This is a genomic window from Sphingosinicella terrae (assembly GCF_003347635.1).
GTDB lineage: Bacteria > Pseudomonadota > Alphaproteobacteria > Sphingomonadales > Sphingomonadaceae > Allosphingosinicella > Allosphingosinicella terrae.
In genome coordinates this window covers 13,640-37,060 of record NZ_QDFY01000024.1, presented here as the reverse complement: position 1 = coordinate 37,060, position 23,421 = coordinate 13,640, and the positions used below count along the sequence as shown (strand labels likewise).

20 protein-coding genes are annotated in these 23,421 nt (G+C 68.3%); 9 read left to right on the top strand and 11 right to left on the bottom strand.

Annotated elements, in window-relative coordinates; genetic code table 11:
• Positions 1-92: 92 nt before the first annotated feature.
• Genes DDE10_RS22800 through DDE10_RS22770 form a run of 7 tightly spaced genes read right to left on the bottom strand, consistent with a single transcriptional unit; the run spans position 93 to position 7,280 of the window.
• Entirely contained in the window at positions 93-1,244 is a 1,152-nt protein-coding gene (locus DDE10_RS22800) for an acetyl-CoA acetyltransferase (RefSeq protein WP_114955114.1), read from the bottom strand.
• Positions 1,241-1,615, bottom strand: coding sequence for a Zn-ribbon domain-containing OB-fold protein (locus DDE10_RS22795; protein ID WP_114955113.1), 375 nt, complete (start codon positions 1,613-1,615; stop codon positions 1,241-1,243). Before DDE10_RS22795 ends, DDE10_RS22800 begins: the two co-directional genes overlap by 4 nt.
• Positions 1,612-3,108: a class I adenylate-forming enzyme family protein gene (locus tag DDE10_RS22790; RefSeq protein ID WP_162806804.1), complete on the bottom strand. Its 1,497-nt coding sequence runs from the start codon at positions 3,106-3,108 to the stop codon at positions 1,612-1,614. Before DDE10_RS22790 ends, DDE10_RS22795 begins: the two co-directional genes overlap by 4 nt.
• Positions 3,105-4,085, bottom strand: coding sequence for an acyl-CoA dehydrogenase family protein (locus DDE10_RS22785; protein ID WP_114955111.1), 981 nt, complete (start codon positions 4,083-4,085; stop codon positions 3,105-3,107). The genes DDE10_RS22790 and DDE10_RS22785 overlap by 4 nt, the downstream gene beginning before the upstream one ends.
• Entirely contained in the window at positions 4,082-5,257 is a 1,176-nt protein-coding gene (locus DDE10_RS22780; RefSeq protein WP_114955110.1) for an acyl-CoA dehydrogenase family protein, read from the bottom strand. The genes DDE10_RS22785 and DDE10_RS22780 overlap by 4 nt, the downstream gene beginning before the upstream one ends.
• A 3-nt stretch (positions 5,258-5,260) precedes the next feature.
• The gene (locus tag DDE10_RS22775; RefSeq protein WP_114955109.1) at positions 5,261-6,040 is read right to left on the bottom strand and encodes an enoyl-CoA hydratase/isomerase family protein; all 780 of its coding nucleotides are present in this window, start codon (positions 6,038-6,040) and stop codon (positions 5,261-5,263) included.
• 1 nt (position 6,041) lies between these two features.
• Complete coding sequence (locus tag DDE10_RS22770; RefSeq protein ID WP_114955108.1) at positions 6,042-7,280, bottom strand: acyl-CoA dehydrogenase family protein; 1,239 nt, start codon at positions 7,278-7,280, stop codon at positions 6,042-6,044.
• A gap of 286 nt (positions 7,281-7,566) precedes the next feature.
• Here DDE10_RS22770 and DDE10_RS22765 point away from each other — a divergent pair, with 286 nt between their 5' ends.
• Positions 7,567-8,772: a CaiB/BaiF CoA transferase family protein gene (locus tag DDE10_RS22765; RefSeq protein WP_114955107.1), complete on the top strand. Its 1,206-nt coding sequence runs from the start codon at positions 7,567-7,569 to the stop codon at positions 8,770-8,772.
• 31 nt (positions 8,773-8,803) lie between these two features.
• Here the strand turns inward: DDE10_RS22765 and DDE10_RS22760 are convergent, their stop codons facing one another.
• From DDE10_RS22760 to DDE10_RS22750, 3 genes are all read right to left on the bottom strand, one after another.
• Positions 8,804-10,024 carry an NAD(P)/FAD-dependent oxidoreductase gene (locus tag DDE10_RS22760; protein WP_114955106.1) on the bottom strand — a complete coding sequence of 407 codons (1,221 nt, stop codon included), beginning with the start codon at positions 10,022-10,024 and terminating at the stop codon, positions 8,804-8,806.
• A gap of 139 nt (positions 10,025-10,163) precedes the next feature.
• Positions 10,164-11,102 (bottom strand): transcriptional regulator GcvA, encoded by a 939-nt coding sequence (gene gcvA, locus DDE10_RS22755; protein WP_114955105.1) that lies wholly within the window; start codon positions 11,100-11,102, stop codon positions 10,164-10,166.
• Between the two features lie 47 nt (positions 11,103-11,149).
• Complete coding sequence (locus tag DDE10_RS22750) at positions 11,150-11,977, bottom strand: IclR family transcriptional regulator (RefSeq protein ID WP_114955104.1); 828 nt, start codon at positions 11,975-11,977, stop codon at positions 11,150-11,152.
• A gap of 136 nt (positions 11,978-12,113) precedes the next feature.
• Between DDE10_RS22750 and DDE10_RS22745 the strand changes: the two genes are divergently transcribed.
• The 6 genes from DDE10_RS22745 to DDE10_RS22720 are packed head-to-tail and all read left to right on the top strand — an operon-like array spanning position 12,114 to position 18,696.
• Positions 12,114-13,019 (top strand): SDR family NAD(P)-dependent oxidoreductase, encoded by a 906-nt coding sequence (locus DDE10_RS22745; RefSeq protein WP_114955116.1) that lies wholly within the window; start codon positions 12,114-12,116, stop codon positions 13,017-13,019.
• Positions 13,016-13,882, top strand: a complete 867-nt coding sequence (locus tag DDE10_RS22740) for a MaoC family dehydratase (protein ID WP_114955103.1) — start codon at positions 13,016-13,018, stop codon at positions 13,880-13,882. Before DDE10_RS22745 ends, DDE10_RS22740 begins: the two co-directional genes overlap by 4 nt.
• Positions 13,875-15,350: a hydroxymethylglutaryl-CoA synthase family protein gene (locus tag DDE10_RS22735; protein WP_114955115.1), complete on the top strand. Its 1,476-nt coding sequence runs from the start codon at positions 13,875-13,877 to the stop codon at positions 15,348-15,350. The genes DDE10_RS22740 and DDE10_RS22735 overlap by 8 nt, the downstream gene beginning before the upstream one ends.
• Positions 15,351-15,352: 2 nt before the next feature.
• A complete protein-coding gene (locus DDE10_RS22730; protein ID WP_114955102.1) occupies positions 15,353-16,558 on the top strand; it encodes an acetyl-CoA acetyltransferase in 1,206 nt (401 codons plus the stop codon).
• 3 nt (positions 16,559-16,561) lie between these two features.
• Positions 16,562-17,716: an acyl-CoA dehydrogenase family protein gene (locus tag DDE10_RS22725; RefSeq protein WP_114955101.1), complete on the top strand. Its 1,155-nt coding sequence runs from the start codon at positions 16,562-16,564 to the stop codon at positions 17,714-17,716.
• An 8-nt stretch (positions 17,717-17,724) separates the two neighbouring features.
• The gene (locus DDE10_RS22720) at positions 17,725-18,696 is read left to right on the top strand and encodes an NAD(P)H-dependent flavin oxidoreductase (protein ID WP_114955100.1); all 972 of its coding nucleotides are present in this window, start codon (positions 17,725-17,727) and stop codon (positions 18,694-18,696) included.
• A gap of 36 nt (positions 18,697-18,732) precedes the next feature.
• On the opposite strand, the gene DDE10_RS22715 is transcribed toward DDE10_RS22720, so the two are convergent.
• Positions 18,733-20,697: an oxidoreductase gene (locus DDE10_RS22715; protein WP_114955099.1), complete on the bottom strand. Its 1,965-nt coding sequence runs from the start codon at positions 20,695-20,697 to the stop codon at positions 18,733-18,735.
• Positions 20,698-20,805: 108 nt separating this feature from the next.
• Here DDE10_RS22715 and DDE10_RS22710 point away from each other — a divergent pair, with 108 nt between their 5' ends.
• Both DDE10_RS22710 and DDE10_RS22705 read left to right on the top strand, forming a co-directional pair.
• Positions 20,806-22,119 (top strand): sulfotransferase family protein, encoded by a 1,314-nt coding sequence (locus DDE10_RS22710; RefSeq protein WP_114955098.1) that lies wholly within the window; start codon positions 20,806-20,808, stop codon positions 22,117-22,119.
• A 61-nt stretch (positions 22,120-22,180) separates the two neighbouring features.
• Positions 22,181-23,419 (top strand): cytochrome P450, encoded by a 1,239-nt coding sequence (locus DDE10_RS22705; protein WP_114955097.1) that lies wholly within the window; start codon positions 22,181-22,183, stop codon positions 23,417-23,419.
• Positions 23,420-23,421 lie beyond the last annotated feature (2 nt).

Below are 23,421 nucleotides of genomic sequence, written 5' to 3'. Positions count from 1 at the left end.
ATCGAATGCTGACCTCCTCCCAGCCAGCATCTTGAATCACGAACCGAACCGCTTGGGAATCCCAACCGGATTCACATAAGCATGATCATGCTCTAAAGCGTGTCGCGTGACCCGAGGATGACCGTGGCCTGGCTCGCGAGGACGCCGCCATTGCCGTGGGCCAGGGCCAGGTCCGTGCCGGCAATCTGCCGCTCGCCGGCCTGGTTCATGACCTGGTCGGCCGCCTCGGCGATCGCGAAAAGTCCATACATTCCGGGGTGGCAATAAGAGAGGCCGCCGCCATTGGTGTTGACGGCAAGCGCGCCGCCGGGCGCGATGCGGCCGCCTTCGACGAACGCTCCCCCCTCCCCCTTGGCGCAGAAGCCGAGATCCTCGAGGAAGAGAATGACGTTGATCGTGAACGCGTCGTAGAGCTGAACCACGTCCATCTCCCCGGGCCCGACACGAGCGGCGGCAAAGGCGCGCGCGCCGGATTCTCGTGCCGCGGTGACCGTGAGATCCGGCATGGACGAGATGTCGCGATGGCTGACCGCCGAGCCGGCGCCGAGCAGAAAAGCGGGCCGGGCGGCATGATCGGGTGCCCGGTCCGCGCGCACCATGACGACGGCAGCGGCACCGTCCGTCACCAGGCACGCGTCGCGTACGCCGAGCGGATCGGAGAGCATTCGCGCCGAAAGCACGTCCTCGATGGCGAGGTCTCCCCGCATGAACGCTGCGGGATTCTTCTTAGCCCATGCGCGCGCCGCCACCGCCACCTCGGCGAGCTGACGGCGGGTGGTTCCATATTCGTGCATGTGCCGCGCCGCGGCCAGGGCATAGCCGGAGACGGGCATGATCGGCCGATACGGTCCTTCGTAGGTGGGCGGCTTGCTCGACCGGATGAGCTTACCGGCACCGCTGCGCTGATTGCTGCCATAGGCGATCAGAGCGACGTCGCATTCGCCCGCCGCGAGCGCCAGCGCCGCCCAATGAAGGTGAGTCTGGAAGGCCGAGCCGCCGGTGCGGTTATTGTCCGTAAGTTTCGGATGGATGCCGAGATATTCGGCCAGCGTCATGCCCGAGAGGAAGTCGTCCGGAAGGCCGATGAAGAGCGCGTCCACGTCTGTGGGCCTCAGCCCCGCCTGAGCGAGCGCACGGACGCTGGCGGCCGCGGCGAGATCGATCGACGTGAAGCCCGGCGATTCGCCTTCACCATAGGTCGCCGTGCCGACGATCGCGGCGGCGCCGCGCGGAAAGGCGGTCATTCCGGCGCCTCCGCCGGGTCGAAGACGAGGATCGGCCCGTCCTCGCCCTCGGCGATGCGGGCACGCACCGCCATCCCGATCTTCACGGCCTCGGGGGCCACGCCCTCGACCCGACTCATCAGCCGAGGGCCTTCGGCGAGATCGACGAGGACGACATTATAGTCCGCGGCCGGCGGCCGCTGGCGCACCACCGTGGTCGAATAGACTGTGCCCTCGCCGCATGCCTCGATCCACTCCAGGTCGGTGCTGCCCGTCCCCGGCTCGGCGACGCGGGGGTAGAAGAAGCACCGCCCCGTCTCGCGGCTGCGCTGGATCATGATCCGGCCCGCTTCGAGATGGCGGCGAAACTGCTTGTCCGGCGCGTCGTTCATGCGACCCATTCCCTTTCGAGCAAGGCGCGGGCGGCGCCGCGGTCGACCTTGAGCGATTGGGTCCTGGGCAGGCTCTCCACCACCATGAAGCGCACCGGCACCATCTGCGCCGCCAGCCGGGCGCGCGCAAAGCCGGCCAGCTCGGCCTCCGATGGACGATCCGAGCCCGGTTCGAACTCGACGATGGCGGCCGGCACCTGCCCGAGGCGCGCGTCCGAAATCCCGACGACCACCGCCTCGCGCACCGCCGGGTGCGTGCGAAGCATGTCGGCGACGGCGTCGGGAGCGATCTTGAACCCGCCGCGATTGATCATGCTGTCCGCGCGTCCCTTGAGGAAGAGGAAGCCGTCGGCGTCGATGAGGGCCAGATCAGTGGTTCGCACCCATTGCTCCGACAGCCGCGGCGCGAGGATCTCGAGCTGGCCGATCTCGCCCGGCGGGAGCGGCCCGCCGTCGGCCGGATCGACCGCGCGCAGGCGGATCCCCGGCCGGGCTCGCCCGACGCTGCCGCGCTTGGCCTCCGCGAAGACGCGATGGTCGTCGATCGTCCAGTTTGCGACGACGCCGCAAAATTCGGTCGCGCCATAATTGATCAGGATCGGAATCCCGTAGCGTTGCTCGAAACGGCGCTGCAGGTCGGGATCGAGAGGCGCGGATCCGCACCGCATCGCCGGGATCGAGCGCAATGCATCGGGCGGAACATCGGCATCCAGCACCATCCGGATGGCGGCGGGGGGCAGCGAGACGAAGGTCGTCGGCCGATAGGTTTCGACCGCACGCACCCAGGCGTCGACGCTGAATCTCTCCAGCAGGACGATCCGCTGACCATGGCTCGCGCAGGTGATCAGCCCATAGAGGCCGCTGATATTCCCGAGCGGATAGAACTGGATATAGGGCGCGACATTGAAGGGCGTTCCTGCCTGGGCGGTGGCAAGCCCGGCATCCGCCACCGCATCCTCCAGCATCCGATAGGAGATGGGCACCCGCTTCGGCGTTCCGGTCGTGCCGCTGGTTAGCATCTGGATGGCTACGCCCGGCTGCGGCGGATGATGCGGCCCCTTGCCCGCCTCGACAATGGCGCTGACCGGCGCGCCGGCGGCTTCGGTGAAGGCGAGGGCCAGCGTTCCTACCGCCCGCGCCGCCGCCCGGACCTCCTCGCCCCAATCCTCCGCTGCGCCGATCACGACTGCAAGGCGGAGCCGGCGCAGTTCGGCGGCGAGGCCCTCGGCCGCTTGATAGGCGTGGAGCATGACGATCGTCCGCCGTTCGGCCAGCAGACCGAACAAGGCGGCAATGTGCGGAGGCCGGTTGCGGGCGATGAGTCCGATCGGCGCATCCTCAGCGATGCCCGCCGAGGTCAGCCGCGCATTGATTTCCCGCGCCACCTCGGCGAACCGGCCGCGCGGCAACCAGCGGCCCTCCGCCTCGACGAGCACGTCCTCGGGATCGCCGGCAAGGAGCGCCCGAAAAGCCGCGTCGAGACCTTCGGTCATCGGCCGTGCACCGGCTCCGGTTCGCCGAGGAGCGCCTCCTGGTGGAGACGCGTGCCGCCGGCGAGCTGAAGGAGGAAATGGCAGCGCTTGACGAGGAGATGAGCCTCGCATTCGTCAGTGAAGCCCATGCCGCCATGGATCTGGACGTTGCCGCGCACGGCGGCGAGGGCGGCATCGCCGGCGACGATGCGCGCCGCGGCCGCCTGGAAGGCGGCATCGTGCCGCCCGCTCCCGAGGCACAAGGCCGCGAGCGCGGTCAGCGTCCACGCCGACTCGCACCCTACGGCCATGTCGGCGCAGCGATGCTTGATTGCCTGGAAGGCGCCGATCGGCTGCCCGAATTGCTGCCTTTCCTTCGCGTAGAGCGTGGCGCGGTCGCGCGCCGCTTCGGCCAGGCCGACCAGGCTCGCCGAGACGAGCACTTTCGTCCGCAGCGCAAGTGTCCTGTCAGCCAGCCGGCGCACGCCCCTCTCGTCGAGCTCGACCCGCTCCAGGGCGATTGCCGGATCGAGGCCGTCGATCGGCTCCGCCCGCACGAGCGCCGCTTCGTCGAGCAGGCGGATGCCCTCTTCGTCGACGCGGACGAGGCTATCGCCGGGCTGCCGATCGAAGGCGTGGCGGCCGTCGCCCGACAGCAGGCAGGCGCCCCGCTCCCCGCCGGCCAGCGCGGCGGCGAGCGCGGGATCGCCGGCCCCGACCGCGGCGTGCGCCCCCAGCACTGCGGCGAAAAGTCGCGGGCCGACCAGGAAGCGCCCCGCCTCCCTGAACAACAAGGCTTCCTCGATCAGGCCGAGGCCGACGCCGCCCGCCGATTCCGGGAGACCGAGGCCGAACCAACCCAGCTCCGCCAGCCGTGCCAGCAAGGCGAGATCGCCCTGGCCGTCGCGCAGCCGCGCCAGCGGTGCCTCCGCGGCGAGAACGCTCTCGAAATTGTCGATCAGCGCCTTCTGGTCGTCGTCCGGCAGCAGGTCGATCATGCCCGCCCCCGTGGCAGGCCGAGAACGCGCTCGCCGATGATGTTGCGGCGTATCTCGGAGGTGCCGCCGGCGATCGTGTGCTTGAAGCCGTCCAGGTAGCGGAAGGTCCAGGCTTCCGCCCGCCCCTGCCGCTCGATCGATTCGCCGCCCAATATGTCCATCGCGGCATCATGGACGCGCTGGAACAGCTCGCCGAAGTAGAGGGAGATCATCGCCCCTTCCGGCCCCGGCGCATCCTCGCGCTGGGCGCGCGAGATGCTCGCATAGGTCATTGCCCTCATCGCCGCCACTTCCGCCCTGAGGCGGGCGAGCCGGCTGCGCACCTCGTCGTCGGCCGCGGCCGGACGGCGTCCGTCCGGGCCGGTCACTTCGCCGGCGAGCGCGATCAGCTGCTCGACGGTCCGCTGCAGCTCCACCTGGTGCGGGATCATCGCCGTCCCGCGCTCGAAGGACAGGGTCGACATGGCGACACTCCACCCCTCGCCCAGGCCGCCGACGACCTGCCCCAGCGGGATCCGGACCTCGTCGTAGAAGACCTCGGCGAAGGTCGTGATCCCGGCCATGGTGCGGATCGGGCGCACCGTGATGCCAGGCGCGCGCATGTCGCAGATGACCCAGCTGAGCCCCGCGTGGCGCTGGCTGTCCGGATCCGTCCGGACGAGCAATTCCTGATAGTCGGCGACGTCGGCGTAGCTCGTCCAGACCTTCTGCCCGGTGACCACCAGATCGTCCCCGTCGACGACGCCTCGGGCCCGCACCGACGCAAGGTCCGATCCTGCCCCCGGCTCGGAGAAGCCTTGGCACCAGACCGCCTCGCCGCGGATGATCCGCGGGATATGGAGCGCCCTCTGCTCCGCGTTGCCGCGCAGCATCACGGTCGGGCCGGCATGGCTCAGAGCGACGAACATGCAGCCGGGCGGCGGCGCCTCGGCGCGAACATATTCCTCGTGCCAGATGAGCTGCTGGACCAGGCTCAGCCCCTGTCCGCCATATTCGACAGGCCAGGCGATTCCGCCCCAGCCGCTTTCATGCTGGCGGCGCTGCCAGGCCGTATCGAAGGCGCGCATCGCCTGCCCTTCCTTGGGCCGCTTCTCCGTCGGCACGTTGGCGCGAAGCCACGTCCGCACCTCCTCCCGAAACGCCTCCTCCTCGACCGTGAACGTGAAGTCCATCGCTCAGCGCCCCTCGAAGGTGGGACGTCGCTTGGCGAGAAAGGCGTCGACGCCTTCGGCGTGGTCGGCCGTGCCGAAGGCCATGGCCTGAGCATAACCTTCCGCGCGCAGGAAATCCTCGGCGCCACCCTCATAAGCGCGGCCGATCAGGCTCTTGGTCAGCCCCAGCGCCACGCTCGGCCCGGCGGCGATCGCCCTCGCCGCCGTCATCGCTTCTTCGTGGAGCCGGTCGGCTGGGATGATCCGGCTGACCAAGCCGATCCGCTCGGCCTCGGCCGCATCGACCCTGCGTCCCGTCAGCAATATGTCCTTGGCTCGCAACGCGCCGACCGCCCGCGGCAACGTCCGCGCCAGGCCGTAATCGGCGACGGCGCCGATCAGTCCGAAGCCGGCCATGAACCAGGCGGCATCGGACGCGAGCACGACATCGCCGAGCATGGCGAGACCGAAGCCCGCGCCGACCGCGGCGCCATTCACGGCGGTGACGACCGGCGTCTCGCCGTTGAGCAGCTTCGCGATCCAGGCATAGCTCCTTGCCAGCCGCGCGCGCACCTCGGCCGGGCTCTGCCGCTCGACGAGCGAGCGCACGTCTCCTCCCGCGCAGAAGGCGCTGCCTTCGCCGGTGATGAGCAGGCAGCGCACGCCCGGATCGTCGACCAGCGCCGGCACGAGGGCCTGCAGCCTTTCCTTGATCGCCGCGCTCAGCGCGTTCCGGTTCTCCGGCTCGCACAGCCTCAGCACCGCGACCCCGTCCACCCGCTCGACGACCACAGCATCCGTCATGTCAGAGGGCCATGTCGCCGTTCAGCATATGCTTGGCGATCTGGCGCCGCATGATCTCGGAACTGCCGTCCGCGACGCTGATCTTGCGCATCGCGATATAGGCGTCGGTCAGAAACATCTCGTTGGTGAATCCCATCGCGCCGAACACCTGCATCACCCGGTCGACCGTCGACTTCGCCATCTCCGCGGCGAAGCATTTGGTCATGGCGAGCTCCTTCGTGGCGGGAAGCCCGCGATCGAGCAACTGGGCGACGTTGATGGACATGAGATGGGCGGCATGGACCTGCATCGCGCATTCCGCCAGCGGGAAGGTCACGCCCTGATAGGCGGACAGCTTCTTGCCGAAGGTCTCGCGCACCTTGACGTAGTCGAACGCCTCGCGGAGCGCCCATCGGGAATAGCCGACCGCGCGAGCGCTGTTGTACATGCGCCCCAGCCCGACGCCCAGCATGGCGAGGGCGAAGCCGCGATGAAGCTCGCCGAGCAGCTGCCATGGCTCGATCCTGACGTCGTCGAAAGCGAGCAGGCCCTCGACCGTGCCCGCCTGTCCCCACATCTTGATCGTGCTCTCGAGCCTGAAGCCCGGGGAGTCCGTCGGCACCAGAAAGGCGCTGATCCCGCCCTTACGCGCCGCCGCCAGTTCCGGATCGGTAACCGCGAAGATCGTCGCATATTCGGCATGGACGCTGTTCGAGATCCAGATCTTGTTGCCGGTCAGGCGCCAGCCGTCGCCGTCGGGCGTGGCCCGCGTGCGGATCATCGCCGCATCCGACCCCGCCTCGGGCTCGGAAAGTGCGAAGCACATCGTTTGATCGCCCGACATGATGCCGGGCAGGACCTCCGCGCGCGCCTGCTCCGTCGCCCGGGCGAGCAGCGGGCTCGGCCCTTTGGCCCAATGACTGATGATGTAATAGGAAAGCCATTCGCGCGGACCGCAGGTGTGCGAGATATATTCCCAGGCCGCGAAGTAGGCGAGCAGCCCCATGCCGCCGCCGCCGATCTCCTCGGGAACGCTCATCCCGTAGAAGCCCGCGGCGGCCGAGGCCTTCCTGACCTCGGCGATCAATTCCCAAACCTCAGGGCTGAAGCGCCCGTCGGGCAAGTATTTGCGCCGACTGTCCGACAGAAGGTCAGCATGGCGTTCGTGCCGCGGCAAGATCTCGGAGCGAATGAACCCGCCGAGGGCGGTCAGCAGCGCCTGGATGTCGTCCGGATACTCGAAGGCATGGGCGTTGTTCATTCCGATTCGACCTTTGCGGGCTCCCGGCCCATCGTCCGGCCGAACAGGCGAACAAGGCAGCAGGACAGGATGTCACTCTCCCCTGATCTCAATTCGCACCGGTGAACCTCCAGCGCGCATCCATCGGTCTCGGCCCGAAATTATTGCAGCGAAGGTTTGCAGCGCTGACATTTTTTTGGCGCGGACCCGAAGTCTGGATAGTGGCTGAACCCCGGCCGCCACGGCTCCTTCTAGGCCCTGCCGGCCGGGCCAGATCCCGCCGGCTGGTGACAGAGGGGCCAAGGTCTTGAGTGAGATACTTTCGGGTGTGAAGGTTCTGGACCTCACACGCATCGCGGCCGGCCCCTGGTGCACGCAGCTCCTCGCCGATCTCGGCGCCGACGTTTACAAGATCGAGCGTCCCTCGACCGGCGAGGATGCCCGCACCTTTCGCCCGCGCGTCCAAATGCATGACGGTCAGGAACCGGCGGATTCGGCTTTCTTCATCGCGCTCAACCGCGGCAAGCGATCGATCACCGTCGACATCGCCCACCCTGATGGCGCACAACTCGTCCGCGAGCTGGCCGCGAAATGCGACATCGTGGTGGAGAATTACAAGGCCGGGGGTCTCGCCAAATACGGCCTCGACTATGAAGCGATCAGCGCGGCCAATCCCGACATCATCTATTGCTCGATCACCGGATTCGGCCAGACCGGCCCCCACGCGGCGCGACCCGCTTACGATTCGGTGATGCAGGCGACGGCGGGGCTGATGAGCCTGTGCGGCGATCCGGCCGGCGAGCCGCAGCGCACGGCGGTCGCCATCACCGATCTCACCACAGGCTATTGCGCCGCCGTCTCGGTGCTCGCCGCCTATATCCATCGCCTGCGCAGCGGCGAGGGACAACATATCGACACGGCCATGCTGGACACCAGCGTCGCCCTGACCGCCCAATATGCCAGCACCTTCCTGCTCACCGGCGAGGTGCCGACGCGCGCCGGAAACCGCGCGCCCAACACCTATCCCTCCGGCGTCTTCTCCGCCGCCGACCGGCAGATGATCATCGTCTGCGGCAACGATCGGCAGTTCGCCAGCCTGTGCCGCCTGCTCGGCCTCACCGGCGTGGCCGAGGATCCCCGCTTCGCCAAGAATGCCGCCCGCCGTGAGAATTACGCGCAGCTCGAGCGTCTGCTCAACCAAGAGCTCGGCAAGCGCAGCGCCGCCGAGTGGGAGGGGCTGCTGGAAGAAGCAGGCGTGCCTTCCGCGCCGATCAACTCGGTCAGCGACGTGTTCGACGACCCCCAGGTCATCCACCGCCAGATACGCATCGAGGTGGAGCAGCCGCACGGCAAGTCGCTGCCGATGGTTCGCAGCCCGCTCAACTTCTCCCGCACGCCGATCCGGCACCGACCGCCGCCGTCGCTCGGTCAGGACACCGTCAACACGCTTACCGACATGCTCGGCAAGTCCGCCGAAGAAATAGAGCGCCTTCGCCTCGGCGGCGCCATCTGAGCCGATCCGCGGCGGGTGCCGCGGTGCCGCTTCAGGACAGCGCCTTGAGCGAGGCGAGCGCCATCAGCGCGTCGGGAGAGACCGCGCACGCGTCCGCAACGAGGCGGCGACCCTGGACATAGTCCTTCACCGCGTTGACGCAGTCGAGCGCCGCCACCCGGCCGGCCTTGAGGTAGACCACAGAGAAGCTTCGCGAAGCCGGGTCGCCGCGCACCACCGTCCGGTCGGCTCCGGCGGACAGGCCCACCGTCTGGAGCTTGAGATCATATTGGTCGGACCAGAACCAGGGCACGGCGCCATAAGGCTCCGCGCTCCCCACGATCGCGCCGGCAGCGACATTGGCCTGGTCGTTCGCATTCTGAACCGATTCGAGGCGGATGCGGGCGCCGCCGGCGAAGGCATTCTCGTGCGCCGCGCAGTCACCCACCGCGTAGATGCCCTCGAGGCTGGTGCGGCAGAAGCGATCGACATGAACGCCGTTGCCGCAGGCGGCGCCCGCCGCCTCCAGCGGCTCGGTGGACGACAGGATGCCGATGCCGACGATCACCATGTCCGCCGGCAGCGTCTCTCCGCTCGCGAGCCTGACACCGCACACAGCGCCATCGCGGCCGACGAGGGATTCGACGGCCGCCCCGGTCCTGACGTCGACGCCCCGGCGGCGATGCTCGGCTTCGAAGAAGGCCGAGATTTCGAGGCCGGCGACACGGGAGAGCACCCGATCCATCGCCTCCAGGAGCACGACCGCCTTTCCTGCCTTGGTCAGGACGGACGCCGCCTCGAGACCGATATAGCCGCCGCCGACGACGACGACGCGCCGGACCCGAGGCAGTTCGGCGATCATCGCGTCGACGTCGGCGCGGCTGCGCACATTGTGGACCCCGGCGAGATCGCCGCCCGGGCAGTTCAACGGGCGCGGCCGCCCGCCCGCGGCCCAGATCAGAGCACCGAAGGCGAGGCGGCTGCCATTTTCCAGCTCCGCCGTCCTCGCCGCGGCATCGATCCCGACGACGCGCTCGCCCAGCCGCAGCTCGACATTCCTCTCGTCCCAAAAGGACCGAGGCCGGATCAACAGCCGCTCGAAGGTCTTCTCGCCCGACAGATAAGCCTTCGACAAGGGTGGCCGCTCATAGGGCAGGTCGGACTCGTCGCCGACCAGGAGGATGCGCCCGTCGAATTTGCGCTGGCGAAGTGCGATCGCGGCCTGGGCCCCGGCGTGACCGGCGCCGACAATGACGACGTCAGGACTGCTCATTGCGCGCGGTCTGGCGGTGCGACGTCGACCATGGCGGGATCATAGAAGCGCGAGGGACCGATCCGATCGACGAGTGAGCGGGCCGAAATCGAGAAAATGTTCCTCCTCCCGCCGCTCCGCGGAGCGGCGGGAGCAGAGGTCAGGCCGCGGCAGTCTGGAGGCCGGCCGCGCCACGCGCAGTCGCCGCCTGTTCCTCCTGCGCCTGCGCCTCGACCTCGCGCAGCATCCACTCGCGAAATGCGCGCACCTTCGGCTCGATGCGCCCGGTGCGGTGCAGCATGTAATAGCCGCTCTTGCGGCGCATGACCGGAAAGGGCGCCACGAGTTCGCCGGAATCGAGTTCCCGCTTCAGGAGCGGAACCTGCCCGATAGCGAAACCCAGGCCCTGGCGCGCCGCCTCGTAGACCAGGCTGGATGTCTCGAGGACGAGTCCGGGGGCACCGCGGCCATCGACGTTGACCGACTGGAACCAGTCCGCCCAGTCGCCGACCCGGTTGCGGGAATGGAGCAGGTTCTGGCCGATCAGCTCCGCCGGGCTCTGCGGCGCATCCGGCCCTTCGATCAGCGACCGGGCGCCCACCGGGGTTACTTGGTCCTGGAACACCTGGCACGACTGGATGCCCGACCAGCGGCCGTCGCCATGGCAGATGTTCACGTCGATATCGTCGCGATCGAAATCGACCGGCACGATCGAGGTGGTGAGATTGATATCGATGTTGGGATGCTCTGCGCGGAAACGCGGCAGGCGCGGCAGCAGCCAGCGCAAGGCGAATGTCAGATACAGCCGAACCTTGAGGACGTTGGTGGCCCGGCCGCGGGTTGCGGCGGTCGCCTCCGAGATCATCTCGAGCGCCGGGCGGATGGCTTCCAGATAGGCGCGCCCGGTGTCGGTGATGACGAGCTCGGAATTATGCCGTTCGAACAGCCGATTGCGCAGATATCCTTCCAGCACGGCGACCTGGCGGCTCACGGCGGTCTGCGTGACTCCCAGCTCCTCGGCGGCGCGGGTGAAACTTACGTGCCGTCCCGCAGCCTCGAAGGCGCGCAACGGATTGAGCGGTGGCATCACCTTGGTCACAAATCCTCTCCTTCATCCTGGCCTTTTTTGCTTCTTTTCTCGGTATTTCAGCCTGCGGCGAGCAGCCGTCCCCTCCTCTCCTCCGTCGCGCCGCGGCCGACCCCATGCTTGTCCGTGGCCCTCCGGCTTCCCGTTTGGTCCGCGAACAGCCGGCGCGCCACCTCTCTCGACAGGCGCGCGGAGCGGTCGCCGAGGCGTGACATGCCGGCCTCGTCGTGCTGGTCGCGAAACATGGTGTTGGTAATGCAGTAACGGGCGGTCGTGCCGTCGGCGATCACCGACGCGATCGTGGCGACCCCGCGCAGATAATGGCCATGATCGGCCGCCCAACCGTGCAGCTCCGCAAAGCGCATGTCGCGCCAATAGGCGTCCGCCGCCGGCGGATCCTGCCAGCGCAGCGATCCGATGATTCCGGGCAGGTCTGCCCGCGACAGGCCGTCCCAGGCGGCAAGGCAGCGCCCCATCGCGCCGACATAGCGAGGCAGCCGCTGTCCCAGCGCGATATGGATGCGCGTACCGACGTCGTTTTCGACGACATCGATCAGGTGGAGCCGCCGGTCGCCGACCCGCCACAGGCCGCTTGTCACCGAATACTCGGCGGCGAGCGCCTCGAGCTCCGGGCGGACGAGCTCGATCACGGCATGGAGATCGGGCCCCTTCCGAAACAGCTCCATCGGCCCCGTCCCGAGGCTGTAGGTCTTGGTCCGGGTGTCGAAATCGACGAATTCCTCGGCGACCAGCGTCTTCAGGATGTTGTGGCAGGAGCTCGGGCTGAGCCCCAGCTCGCGCGCGATCGAATTCACTCCGGGCGCGGCCGACACTCCCGCCAGGTGGCGCAGAATGGCGATTGCCTTGACGAGTGAACCAACTGCCATTGCCCTCGCGATCTCCTCCCCTTCGTAAGGAGGCTAACATTCTCTACGTCGAATAGCAACATTCACGATATGGAATGGCAATCGGCATCCCGGTAAGTCTTCCCCCGCAAGAACCGAAGGGGAAGCGGAGCGGATGATGCTGGCCGACAAAGTCGTGGCCGTGACCGGCGCAGGCCGGGGAATCGGCAGGGAGATCGCGTTGCTGGCGGCGCGCGGAGGCGCGGCCGTGGTGGTCAACGATTATGGCGGCTCGCCCAGCGGCGAGATCGGCGACGAGGATCCGGCCGGCGCGGTGGTCGCCGAGATCGAGTCGGCCGGCGGCCGCGCCGTCGCCAACCGCGCCAACATCGCCAATCCCGGCGAGGCGGAGTCGATTATCGGCGACGCGCTGACCCGGTTCGGCAGGATAGATGCGGTCGTCAACAACGCCGGAATCCTGCGCGACCGAATCTTCCACAAGATGAGCCATGCCGACTGGGACGAGCTCATCCGCGTCAACCTGAACGGCTATTTCTACGTCTCCAAGGCGGCGGCCAATCATTTCCGGGAGCAGGGCTCCGGCGCCTACGTCCATTTTACCTCGACCTCCGGCCTGATCGGCAATCTCGGCCAGGCTAATTATTCGGCCGCGAAGATGGGCGTGGTCGGCCTGTCCAACTCTATTGCGCTCGACATGGCCCGATCGGGCGTGCGCTCGAACTGCATCGCGCCGTTCGCCTGGAGCCGGATGACGGCGACCATCCCGGCGGAGACGGAGGCCGAGAGGCAGCGGGTGGATCGGTTCAAGAGCATGTCGGCGGACAAGATCGCGCCGCTTGCGGTCTTCCTCTGCGCCGATGCCTCCCAAGAGGTGAGCGGACAGATCTTCTGCGTGCGGAAGAACGAGATCTTCCTCTTCTCCGTGCCCCGGCCGATCCGATCGATGCACCGTTCGGAGGGGTGGACGCCGGAGAGCGTCGCGTCGGAACTGCTGCCCGCCTTCCGCTCCAGCTTTCATCCGCTGACCCGATCCGCCGACATCTTCGCCTGGGATCCGGTATGACGGCGACCGACCTCACCGCGCTGCTCGACCTGCCGCCGCGCGAAACGGTCGCGCGACACGGCATTCGCGACGTGATCCTCTACGCCCTCGGCGTCGGGGTCACGCGCGAGGGCGCCACCTCCAAGGAGGTGTTGAGGTTCGCCTACGAAAAGGACCTGCAGGTCCTTCCGACGATGGCGACCGTGCTCGCATCGCCGGGATTCTGGATGCGCCAGCCGGAATATGGGATCGACTGGCAGCGGGTGCTGCATGCGGAGCAGTCGACGCGGCTGCACAATCCGATCCCGGTCGAGGGCGAGCTGATCAGCCGGCTGTACGTCGAGGAGGTCTTCGACAAGGGGCCGGCCAAGGGCGCGATCCTCTATTCCCGCCGCGAGATCCACTGCAAGACCAGCGGTCTGCATATCGCCACCGATCGCCGCGCCACCTTCCTCCGCGGAGACGGCGGGCGCGGCGGCCGGACCGAGGGCCAGCCGGTGGCGCGGAGCCTTCCGGAGCGACCCTGCGACGTGACGCTCGCGCTCAGGACGCGCCAGGATCAGGCGCTCATCTACCGCCTCTCCGGCGACTATAATCCATTGCACGCCGATCCGGAGGTAGCGCGATCGGGGGGCTTCGAGCGGCCGATCCTGCATGGACTGTGCACCTACGGCGTCGCCGGGCGCGCGCTGCTGACCGGGTTGTGCGACGGGGACCCGTCCCGGCTCACGCGGATGGACTGCCGTTTTTCGGCACCGGTCTATCCGGGCGAGACGATCGTCACCGAGATCTGGCGAGAAGGCGCGGGTACCGCCGCTTTCCGGGCCACCGCGCTCGAGCGCGGCATCACCGTCCTGGACCGAGGCTATGCCGAACATGCCTGACGAATCGAGACGAGAGGTCGGCATCACCGCTTATGGCGCCTATGTGCCGCGGCGACGACTGCAGCGCAGCGCCGTCCATCAGGCGCATGCCTGGTTCGCTCCCGGACTCAAGGGACTGGCCAAGGGCGAGCGAGCGATGGCGAACTGGGACGAGGACGTCGTCACCATGGCGACCGAGGCGGCGCGCGACTGCCTCGGCGGGGAGGAGCGCGGCTCGATCGCGTCGCTCCTGCTGGCGTCGACGAGCGCGCCATTCGCCGACCGTCAGAATGCCGGAATCGTCAAGGAGGCGCTCAACCTGAGCGACGCCGTCACCACGCTGGACGCCGGCGGCAGCCGCAAGGCGGGGACGAGCGCCCTCATCCAGGCCCTGCGCGCGGTCGAGGGCGGTGCCGGCGAGACGCTCTGCATCGCCGCCGAGCGCCATCGCTCGCGGCCCGCATCGGAAGCCGAGCTGCTCGACGGCGACGGTGCCGCGGCGCTCCTGCTCGGGAGCGACCGGGTAATCGCTCGCTTCCTCGGCGCCCATTCGGTCTCGATCGACTTCGTCGACCATTTCCGCGCCGCCGGGGCGGAGTTCGATTATGTCTGGGAGGCGCGCTGGGTGCGCGACGAGGGCTATCTCGCCCTTGCCGGCAAGGCGATCGCGGCGGCCCTCGCCGCCTTCGGGCTGGCCGGCAGCGACGTCGATCATCTCGTCGCCCCCATCGCGGCGCGCGGCGTGCCCGAGGCCCTAGCCAAGGCGACCGGCATCGCCGCCGGCACCGTCGCCGACGGGCTATCGGCGAGGCTCGGGGATTGCGGCACCGCGCACCCGCTGGTGATGCTGGCGCACGTCCTGGAGACCGCTCGTCCGGGGGAGAAGATCCTCCTGCTCGGCTTCGGGCAGGGCGCAGACATATTGCTGTTCGAGGCGACGGCGGAGATCGAGCGGCTGCGGCGGCCGCTCGGCGTCTCCGGCTGGCTGGCGCGGGGACGATCCGAAGACAATTACATGCGCTACCTCGCCTTTGCCGGCCATCTGAAGCTGGATGTCGGAATGCGGGCCGAGTTCGACCAGAAGCAGCCGCTGACGGCCCTCTACCGCAATCGCAAGACGGTCCTGGCCCTGGTCGGCGGGCGCTGCCCCCGGACCGGAGCCATTCAATTCCCGAAATCGGAGATCGGGGTGCCGGTGGACGGCGTCGCCACCACCCCGCATGAAGATTATCCGCTTGCCGATCGGCCTGCCCGAATCCTGACCTTCACGGCGGACCGCCTCGGCTATTCGCCGGACCCGCCGGGCTGCTACGGCATGGTCGAGTTCGACGGCGGCGGCCGGATGGTCTGCGAATTCACCGACGTCGAGCCTGAGGCGCTCGAAGTCGGCATGCCCATGCGCATGGTCTTCCGCATCAAGGCGGTGGACGAGCGCCGCGACTTCATCCGCTATTTCTGGAAGGCCGCGCCGGCGGCCGGGGAGGCCTGATCGTGCCGAGTGGCATCAAGGACAAGGTGGCGATCCTCGGCATGGGCTGCGCGAGGTTCGGCGAGCGCTTCGGCGACGATGCCGAGCAGCTGATGGTCGAAGCCTATGGAGAGGCGCTCGCCGATGCCGGGATCGAAACGGCGCAGATCGACGCCGCCTGGCTCGCCGTCGGCTTCGACGCGATGAACGTAGGCCCGTCCGGCATTCCCGCCGCCATGGCCCTGCGCCTGCCCAACATCGCCGTGACGAAGGTCGAGAATTATTGCGCCAGCGGATCCGAGGCGTTTCGCGGCGCGGTATACGCCGTCGCCTCGGGCGCGGCGGACATCGCCCTCGCCGTCGGCGTCGAAAAGCTCAAGGATACCGGCTATGGCGGCCTTCCGGTGCGGACGCGGGGCACCACCTTCGACATGATCGGCGTCGTCGGCTCGGCGCCCGGCAATTTCGCCCAACTCGCCTCCGCCTATCAGGCGAAGCACGGCGTCGCTCGGGAAGACCTCAAGCGGGCCATGGCCCACGTCTCCGTGAAGAGCCACGCCAACGGCGCGAGGAACCCCAAGGCCCATCTGCGCAAGCCGGTGACGATGGAGACGGTGCTGAACGCGCCGATCATCGCCGATCCGCTCGGCCTCTACGATTGCTGCGGCGTTTCGGACGGAGCCGCGGTGGCCATCGTGTGTACGCCCGAACTGGCGCGCAGCCTGGGCAAGACCGATCTGGTCACGGTCAAGGCCTTGCAGCTGGCGGTCTCCAACGGCTGGGAGCTGCAGGGTTCCGGCTGGGACGGCAGCTATTTCCCGACCACCCGGATCGCCGCGAGCCGCGCCTATCAGGAGGCGGGCATCAGCGATCCCGCCGGCCAAGTGAGCCTGATGGAGGTTCATGACTGCTTCTCCATCACCGAGCTGGTGACGATGGAGGACCTCCACATCTCGCCGGAAGGCCGCGGCTGGCGCGAGGTGCTCGACGGCCGCTTCGATGCGAACGGAGCCAATCCCTGCCAGATCGACGGCGGCCTCAAATGCTTCGGCCATCCGATCGGCGCCTCCGGGCTGCGCATGATCTACGAGAACTATCTCCAGCTGCTCGGGCGCGCCGGCGAGCGGCAGCGCCAGGACGGCCCAGTCTTCGGGCTTTCCCATAATCTCGGCGGAATGCCGAACCAGAATGTGGCGGCGGTCGCGATCGTCGGCCTCGAAGGGGCCTGAAAATTGGACCGCGAGACGCTGGACCAGTTCGTCGCCACCGTCCGCCGCTATACGCGCGAGAAGCTGGTCCCGCTCGAGCGACAGGTCAGCGACGAGGATCGCATCCCCGATCGGATCTGGCAGGACTTCCGGGACATGGGCCTATTCGCGCTCACCGTGCCGGAGACATATGGCGGACTGGGCCTCGCGCCGGCCGAGGAAGCCGAGATCATCACCGAGCTGTGCTGGGCCTCCGCCGCGTTCCGATCGGTGATCGGGATCAACATCGGGCTCGGATCCCAGGCCATTCTCACCGACGGCACCGAGGCGCAGAAAGATGAATGGCTGCCGCGTATCGCGGCGGGAGAGGTGATCACAGCCTTCTGCCTCACCGAGGCCGATGCGGGCTCCGACGCCGCGGCGATCCGAACAACGGCGGCCCGTGACGGCGACGGCTATGTCCTGAACGGGACCAAGCGCTTCATCACCAATGCGCCGGTCGCCGGGCTGTTCCTGGTCATGGCGCGGACCAGCGCCGAACGCCGGACGGGTAACCGCCACCTCAGCGCCTTCCTCGTTCCGGCGGGAACTCCGGGCCTGGCGATCGGCGCCCGCGACCACAAGATGGGCCAGCAGGGCGCCTGGTCTGCGGACGTCATCCTCGAGGACGTCCGCCTCCCGGCCTCCGCGCTGATCGGCGGCGTCGTGGGCACCGGCTTCGCCACGGCGATGAAGGCGCTCGACCGCGGCCGCATCAACGTCGCCTCGGTCTGCGTCGGCCAGGGCCGGCGCCTCCTTCACGAAGCGACGACCTATGCCGTGGAGCGCAAGGCCTTCGGCACCCGCATCGGCGACTTCCAGCTCATCCAGGCGATGCTCGCCGACAGCCAGGCCGACCTCTATGCGGCCGAATGCATGCTCAAGGACGTCGCCCGCCGCTACGGCAGCGGCGAGCGGGTGTCGCTGGAGGCGAGCTGCGCCAAGATGTTCTGCTCCGAGATGGTCGGCCGCATCGCCGACCGGGCGGTCCAGATCCATGGCGGCGCCGGCTATATGCGCGAGACGGCGGTCGAGCGCTTCTATCGCGACGTGCGCCTGTTCCGCATCTACGAGGGCACCACCCAGATCCAGCAGCTGATCATCGGCCGCGAGCTGGTCCGCCGGTCGGCGAGGGATTGAGCGGCGGCATGCTGCGGACGCGTTTCACCGAGCTGTTCGGCGTCGAGCATCCGATCGCCCAGGGCGGGATGCAATGGGTCGGCCGCGCCGAACTGGTCGCGGCCGTCGCCAATGCCGGCGCGCTCGGCTTCCTCACCGCCCTCACCCAGCCGACGCCGGAGGCGCTCCGCGACGAGATCGCCCGCTGCCGCTCGATGACCGATCGGCCGTTCGGCGTGAACCTCACCATCCTGCCCTCGCTCTCGCCGCCGCCCTATGCGGAATATCGGCGGGTGATCATCGATGAAGGCATCCGCGCGGTCGAGACCGCGGGCTACCGGCCGCAGGAGCATATCGACGAGTTCCGCCAGCACGGCATCAAGGTCATCCACAAATGCACCGCCGTCCGCCACGCGCTGTCGGCCGAGCGGATGGGGGCCGACGCCATCTCGATCGACGGCTTCGAATGCGCCGGCCATCCCGGCGAGGACGACATACCGGGACTGATCCTGATTCCGGCCGCCTGCACGCGAGTGAAGATACCGGTGATCGCCAGCGGCGGCTTTGCAGACGGCCGCGGTCTTGTCGCGGCGCTCGCGCTCGGCGCCGAGGGAATCAACATGGGCACCCGTTTCTGCGCGACGGTCGAGGCGCCGATCCATCCGCGATTCAAGGAACGGATGGTCGCCAATGACGAGCGATCGACCGAGCTGATGTTCCGCACCTACCGCAACACCGTCAGGGTGGCGAGCAACGGCATCAGCCGCCAGGTGGTCGAGGCGGAGCGCGGTGGCGCCCCCTTCGAGGAGATCGCCCATCTCGTCAAAGGGGTGCGTGGGCGCGAGGGGCTCGAGAGCGGCGATCTCGAGCATGGCATCTGGACCGCCGGGCTCGTCCAGGGTCTGATCGACGATGTGCCAAGCGTGGCTGAGCTGGTCACCCGCATCGTCGCCGAAGCGCGGGCGATCATCGCCGGCCGCCTGGCCGGCGCGCTCGCCTGACTACGCGGGCCCGGCGTCCGTCCGCTCGAGCGCGGCTCAGCTTTGGACCGCAACGGCCGATCCCGCGCGCCGTCCTTCCCGGATGGCGAAGAGGGCGTCGCGCGGGGCGAGGGCGTCGCCGATCAGTACAGCGCGAACGCCCTCCCCCTTCAATTCATCGTGAAGCTCGCGCCGCGGCGCGTACAACCCGGCAAGCACGACGAGGTCGGCATCGATGGTCTGCGGCGGACCGCCGGCGAGCGGCCGCACCTGGCAGGATCGGGCGCCGATCGCCTCCAGCCTGTGCCGGACCAGGAAATGGAAGGCGCCGGCATGGAGCCGCCGCAACGCCGGCTCCACCCGCATGGTCGGCTCGGCGAAGGGAGCGACGGCGCCCCAGCCGGTGACATAGCAAGTCTCGAAGCCATGCCTGACCAGATGCTCGGCGCAGGCGAGCGCCTCGAACTGACCGTTCTCGTCGAGCACCAGCGCGTGCCGTCCCGATGGTCGCGGCCCGGTGAGGAGCTCGGTCGGCGAGAGAATATGAGCCTTGCCGAGCCCTCGCACGGCAAAGGCGGGATCGGCATGCTGCATCCCGTCGACGCGTGGTTCGGCGCCGGTGGCGACGATCGTCAGATCGGGTGCGATGTCGCGAACGTCTGCTGCCGTGACGAAGCTCGACAGGCGAACGTCGACGCCGAGGCGGTAGATCTCGCGCTGGTACCAGCCGACCAGGTCGGCCAGGATGTGCATGTGCGGCGCGCGCCGGGCGACGTCGAAAGCGCCCCCCAGATCGCTCTGCGCCTCGGCGAGGATGACCGAGTGGCCGGCCTGCGCGGCCGTACGCGCCGCCTCCAGGCCACCCGGTCCGCCGCCGACGACCAGCACCCTCCTCGCCGGCGCGGGCGCCGCGGCACGACTGTCCATGATCGTCGCCTCGCGCCCCGCAGCGGGGTTGACCAGGCAGCCGATGCGATGCTCGCGGACCAGGCCTCCAACGCAGCCCTGGTTGCAGGCGATGCAAGGGCGGATCTCGTCGACACGTCCGGCCCGGGTCTTCGCGACCAGATCCGGGTCGGCGATCTGGGCCCGCACCAGCGAAACCAGGTCGGCCACTCCGGAACGCAGGACCTGCTCGGCCTCCTCCAGCGTGCGGAAGCGCCCGCTGACGATCCGCGGCTCGCGCGAGGCGGCGGTAAGCTGGCCGCTGGAGGGTAGCTCGTAGCCCGACGGCAGGTGCATCGGTCCGACCATCGTCGCCATCAGGAAATAGTCGCCCCAGGACGCGTTCAGATAGTCGATCAGGCCGTCGCTCTCGAGGGTCCGGATCACCTCGACCAGCTCCGCTTCGCCGATCCCGCCAGGCTGTTCGCTCGCGCTCAGCCTGACGCCGATGGCGAGTTCCCCGCCAACAGCCGCGCGCACCGCCTCCAGCACCTCGCGCAGCAGCCGCATCCGCCCTTCGAGGCTTCCGCCATAGCCGTCGTACCGTCGGTTCGTCGCCGGGGAGAGGAATTGGTGGATGAGATAGCCATGCCCGCCATGTATCTCGACACCGTCGAGGCCCCCGGCCTGGCATCTTGCGGCCGCCGCCGCGAACGCCGCGACGATCTCGTCTATCTGCGACGCATCCATGGGGATCGGCATCAGCCCGGTGACCGGGCTCGGCACCGCCGAGGCACCCCAGGGCGGGCCACCGTCACGGGCGGCATAATGGTGGCCGCCATGATAGAGCTGCTGGAAGACCCGCATGCCATGCGGGCGCACCTTGTCCATGAGCCGACGAAGGCCGGGCACGACGCCGTCGTCGACATTGTAGAGCGTGATGCTGCTCGATGGATGGACGCTTGTGGCCTCGAGGATCGAGAGGCCGCAGCCGCCCCGCGCCCGTGCTTCGTGATAAGCGATCAGATCGTCGCTGATCGTATCGGTGCCGAGATGCGTCCCGTGAGCCGTCCGGACGATCCGGTTCGGAAGGGTCACCGGGCCGACTTTCATCGGTTCGAAGATCATCTGACGCATCGCTTGCCAGCCTAGGCGCTGGCCATACCCTGTCCTCCCACAAAAGCTCGGGTGCACAGCAACCTCATCGCGGTTCCAGCGATGCGTGCCGCGGGATTGACTGTCTTCATGGCGGCCAATCCCTCGACCGACGCGCAGGCGATCCGCATCGCCGATCTGGCGCGGCCGATTCCGACGCCGACGCTGGCCGCGCGGATAGCGGAAGCGGACGCCGCGGCTCCGCCCGTCCTCAGCGAGGAGGGCGTGCTCCGCGCCGCCTGCGAACGCACCGGCCTTTCCGATTTCGGGTCGGACGATTTCCGCGGACGGCTGCGATTGTGGATCGCCTGCGTCGATCAGGATGCCGGGCTGACCGCCTTCGGACGGGCCGGCCTGTTCGGCCATTTCGTCCAGCTGGCCGCCAATCGGCTGCGGGTGGAAGCCTTGCTGCGCCGCCATCCCGAGATCCTCGAAGTGCAGCTGCCCGCCCCGATCATCATCGCCGGCCTGCCGCGATCGGGCACCACCCATCTCCACAATTTCATCGCCAGCGATCCCCGGCTGCGCTCGCTGCCCCATTGGGAGGCGCTCGAGCCGGTCCCGGACGGCGTGTTCAGTGAGGCTGGAGAAAGCGAGGACGGGCGGCAGGCGCGCGCCCGGGCCGGCTGGGACCAATTCGTCGAGATGTGCCCGCTCATGCCCCTCATGCACGAGATGGAGCCGGACCACGTCACCGAGGAGATCGAGCTGCAGCAGCTCGATTTCTCCAGCTATTCGCTCGACTGGCGCCTCCGCGCACCGGCTTGGCGGGACTTCTATCTGGAGCAGGACCAGACGCCCCATTACTATTACCTGCGCAAGGTGCTTCAGGTGCTGACCTGGCTGCGCGGTCCTCAACGCTGGGTGCTCAAATGCCCGCAGCATATGGAGCAGTTCGGACCGCTCCTGCGCGCCTTTCCGGACGGGACCTTCCTCGTTACCCATCGCGACCCGGTGGCGGTCCTCCGCTCGGCAACGACGATGGCGGCCTATACCGACCGGCTTCGCCGGCGCGAGGTCGACCTGCCGGCGCTGGCCGGCTTCTGGATCGACCGAATCGAGCGCCTGCTGCGCGCCTGCGTGCGCGACCGCGAACTGCTCCCTCGCGACCGCTCCCTCGACATTTCCTTCGAGGCCTTCATGGTCGACGAGCCGGGGACGCTGCGGAGCGTCAACGAGCTGGCCGGCCTCCCCGTCACCGCCGCGATCGAGCGCCGGCTCGGCGACTATCTGGCCGCCAATCGACGCGGAAGGCATGGGCGCATCGTCTACGACCTGGAGGGCGATTTCGGGGTCGATTCCGCCGCTCTGCGAGAGCGATTCCAATTCTATTACGAGCGGTTCGGGATCCAGCCCGAAGCAGACGGGCGCCGAGCGGCGCCCGTAAGAACCCAATCAGCCTGACGCCGTCCTCGCCCCGCGACGCGGGCGCGATCGATCGCCGGGCGAAGGAAGGAGAACCAGGATGGGAAAGGTCGAGCCTCTGTTTCCGGAGATCGATTTCGGACAAATCGAGAGCGAGTTCGACAATCTCCACGCCGTGCTCGCGGAGTTGGTCGAGGCCGGTCACCGCGTCGTCCCGGTTCGGTATCTCGACGATATTGCCTGGCTGATCCTGCGCTACGAGGATCTCGCGGAGGTGTGGGCCGACGATGACCGCCTGCCCGCTGCCGACATGTACCGGCGCTTCGCCGAGCCGAGCCAGGGCCGTGTCCTCCTCACCCTGCATGGGGAGGAGCATCGCTGGCGCCGCGCGCTGGGTTCGCCGCCCTTCACGCCGAGCGCGGTGCGCCAGAAGTCCACCGATCTCATCGTGCCGCTCGCCAACGAGCTGATCGACAAGTTCCAGGGCCGCGGCGAGGCCGAGCTCAACACCGAGTTCGCCCAGCCCTATCCCTTCCACATCATCAGCCGGATGCTCGGCTTCCCGAAGCGCGACGAGCAATATGTCTATGATCTCGTCATGATGCTGTTCCGCTTCCAGTGGGACCCGGAGGAGTCGATACAGGCCAAGGCGGATTTCGACGCCTATACCAAGGGGATATTGGACGAGCGACGCCAAGAGCCGCGCGAGGACGTCATTTCCTATCTCGCCCGCGCCGAGGTCGAGGGCGGCCGGCCGCTCGAGGATATCGAGATCTTCGACTATGTGCGGATGTTCTATCCGGCGGGCGCGGAGACCACCTTCCGGACCATCACCAACCTCTTCTACCGCGTCCTTTCCGACGAGAGCTTGCGCGACCATCTCATCGCCCGCCCGGAGGACCGCAAGACCGTGGTCGAGGAGGTGCTGCGGCTCGATTCCGGGCTCGGGCTCTTGCCCCGCTATACCGAGAAACCCATCACGATCGCCGGCGTGGACATCCCAGGCAACAGCCGGCTCTTCTTCGGCATACCAGCGGCCAATCGCGAGCCGGGCCTCTTCGAGGATCCCGACGAGCTCTCGCTCGATCCCGAGCGCGCGCGGCCCTCGCTCGGCCGCAAGGGCCAGCATCTCGCCTTCGGCCGCGGCGTCCATTTCTGCCTCGGCTCCCACCTCGCCCGCGAGGAGATGCGCGTCGGCCTCTCCCTCATCCTCGACCGCCTCGTCAACGTGCGGCTCGCGGATCCGGAGAAGAGCCGGATCACCGGCACCATCCTGCGCGGCTGCTACCATCTTCCGGTGACCTTCGACGAGATCCGGCCGCCCATCGAAGCACCCTGATC

Excerpts from the sequence above, each read along its gene's own strand:
- DDE10_RS22800 (WP_114955114.1), bottom strand. The coding sequence starts at position 1,244 with ATGACCGCCTTTCCGCGCGGCGCCGCCGCGATCGTCGGCACGGCGACC.
- DDE10_RS22795 (WP_114955113.1), bottom strand. The coding sequence starts at position 1,615 with ATGAACGACGCGCCGGACAAGCAGTTTCGCCGCCATCTCGAAGCGGGC.
- DDE10_RS22790 (WP_162806804.1), bottom strand. The coding sequence starts at position 3,108 with ATGACCGAAGGTCTCGACGCGGCTTTTCGGGCGCTCCTTGCCGGCGAT.
- DDE10_RS22785 (WP_114955111.1), bottom strand. The coding sequence starts at position 4,085 with ATGATCGACCTGCTGCCGGACGACGACCAGAAGGCGCTGATCGACAAT.
- DDE10_RS22780 (WP_114955110.1), bottom strand. The coding sequence starts at position 5,257 with ATGGACTTCACGTTCACGGTCGAGGAGGAGGCGTTTCGGGAGGAGGTG.
- DDE10_RS22775 (WP_114955109.1), bottom strand. The coding sequence starts at position 6,040 with ATGACGGATGCTGTGGTCGTCGAGCGGGTGGACGGGGTCGCGGTGCTG.
- DDE10_RS22770 (WP_114955108.1), bottom strand. The coding sequence starts at position 7,280 with ATGAACAACGCCCATGCCTTCGAGTATCCGGACGACATCCAGGCGCTG.
- DDE10_RS22760 (WP_114955106.1), bottom strand. The coding sequence starts at position 10,024 with ATGAGCAGTCCTGACGTCGTCATTGTCGGCGCCGGTCACGCCGGGGCC.
- DDE10_RS22750 (WP_114955104.1), bottom strand. The coding sequence starts at position 11,977 with ATGGCAGTTGGTTCACTCGTCAAGGCAATCGCCATTCTGCGCCACCTG.
- DDE10_RS22745 (WP_114955116.1), top strand. The coding sequence starts at position 12,114 with ATGCTGGCCGACAAAGTCGTGGCCGTGACCGGCGCAGGCCGGGGAATC.
- DDE10_RS22740 (WP_114955103.1), top strand. The coding sequence starts at position 13,016 with ATGACGGCGACCGACCTCACCGCGCTGCTCGACCTGCCGCCGCGCGAA.
- DDE10_RS22735 (WP_114955115.1), top strand. The coding sequence starts at position 13,875 with ATGCCTGACGAATCGAGACGAGAGGTCGGCATCACCGCTTATGGCGCC.
- DDE10_RS22720 (WP_114955100.1), top strand. The coding sequence starts at position 17,725 with ATGCTGCGGACGCGTTTCACCGAGCTGTTCGGCGTCGAGCATCCGATC.
- DDE10_RS22715 (WP_114955099.1), bottom strand. The coding sequence starts at position 20,697 with ATGCGTCAGATGATCTTCGAACCGATGAAAGTCGGCCCGGTGACCCTT.
- DDE10_RS22710 (WP_114955098.1), top strand. The coding sequence starts at position 20,806 with ATGGCGGCCAATCCCTCGACCGACGCGCAGGCGATCCGCATCGCCGAT.
- DDE10_RS22705 (WP_114955097.1), top strand. The coding sequence starts at position 22,181 with ATGGGAAAGGTCGAGCCTCTGTTTCCGGAGATCGATTTCGGACAAATC.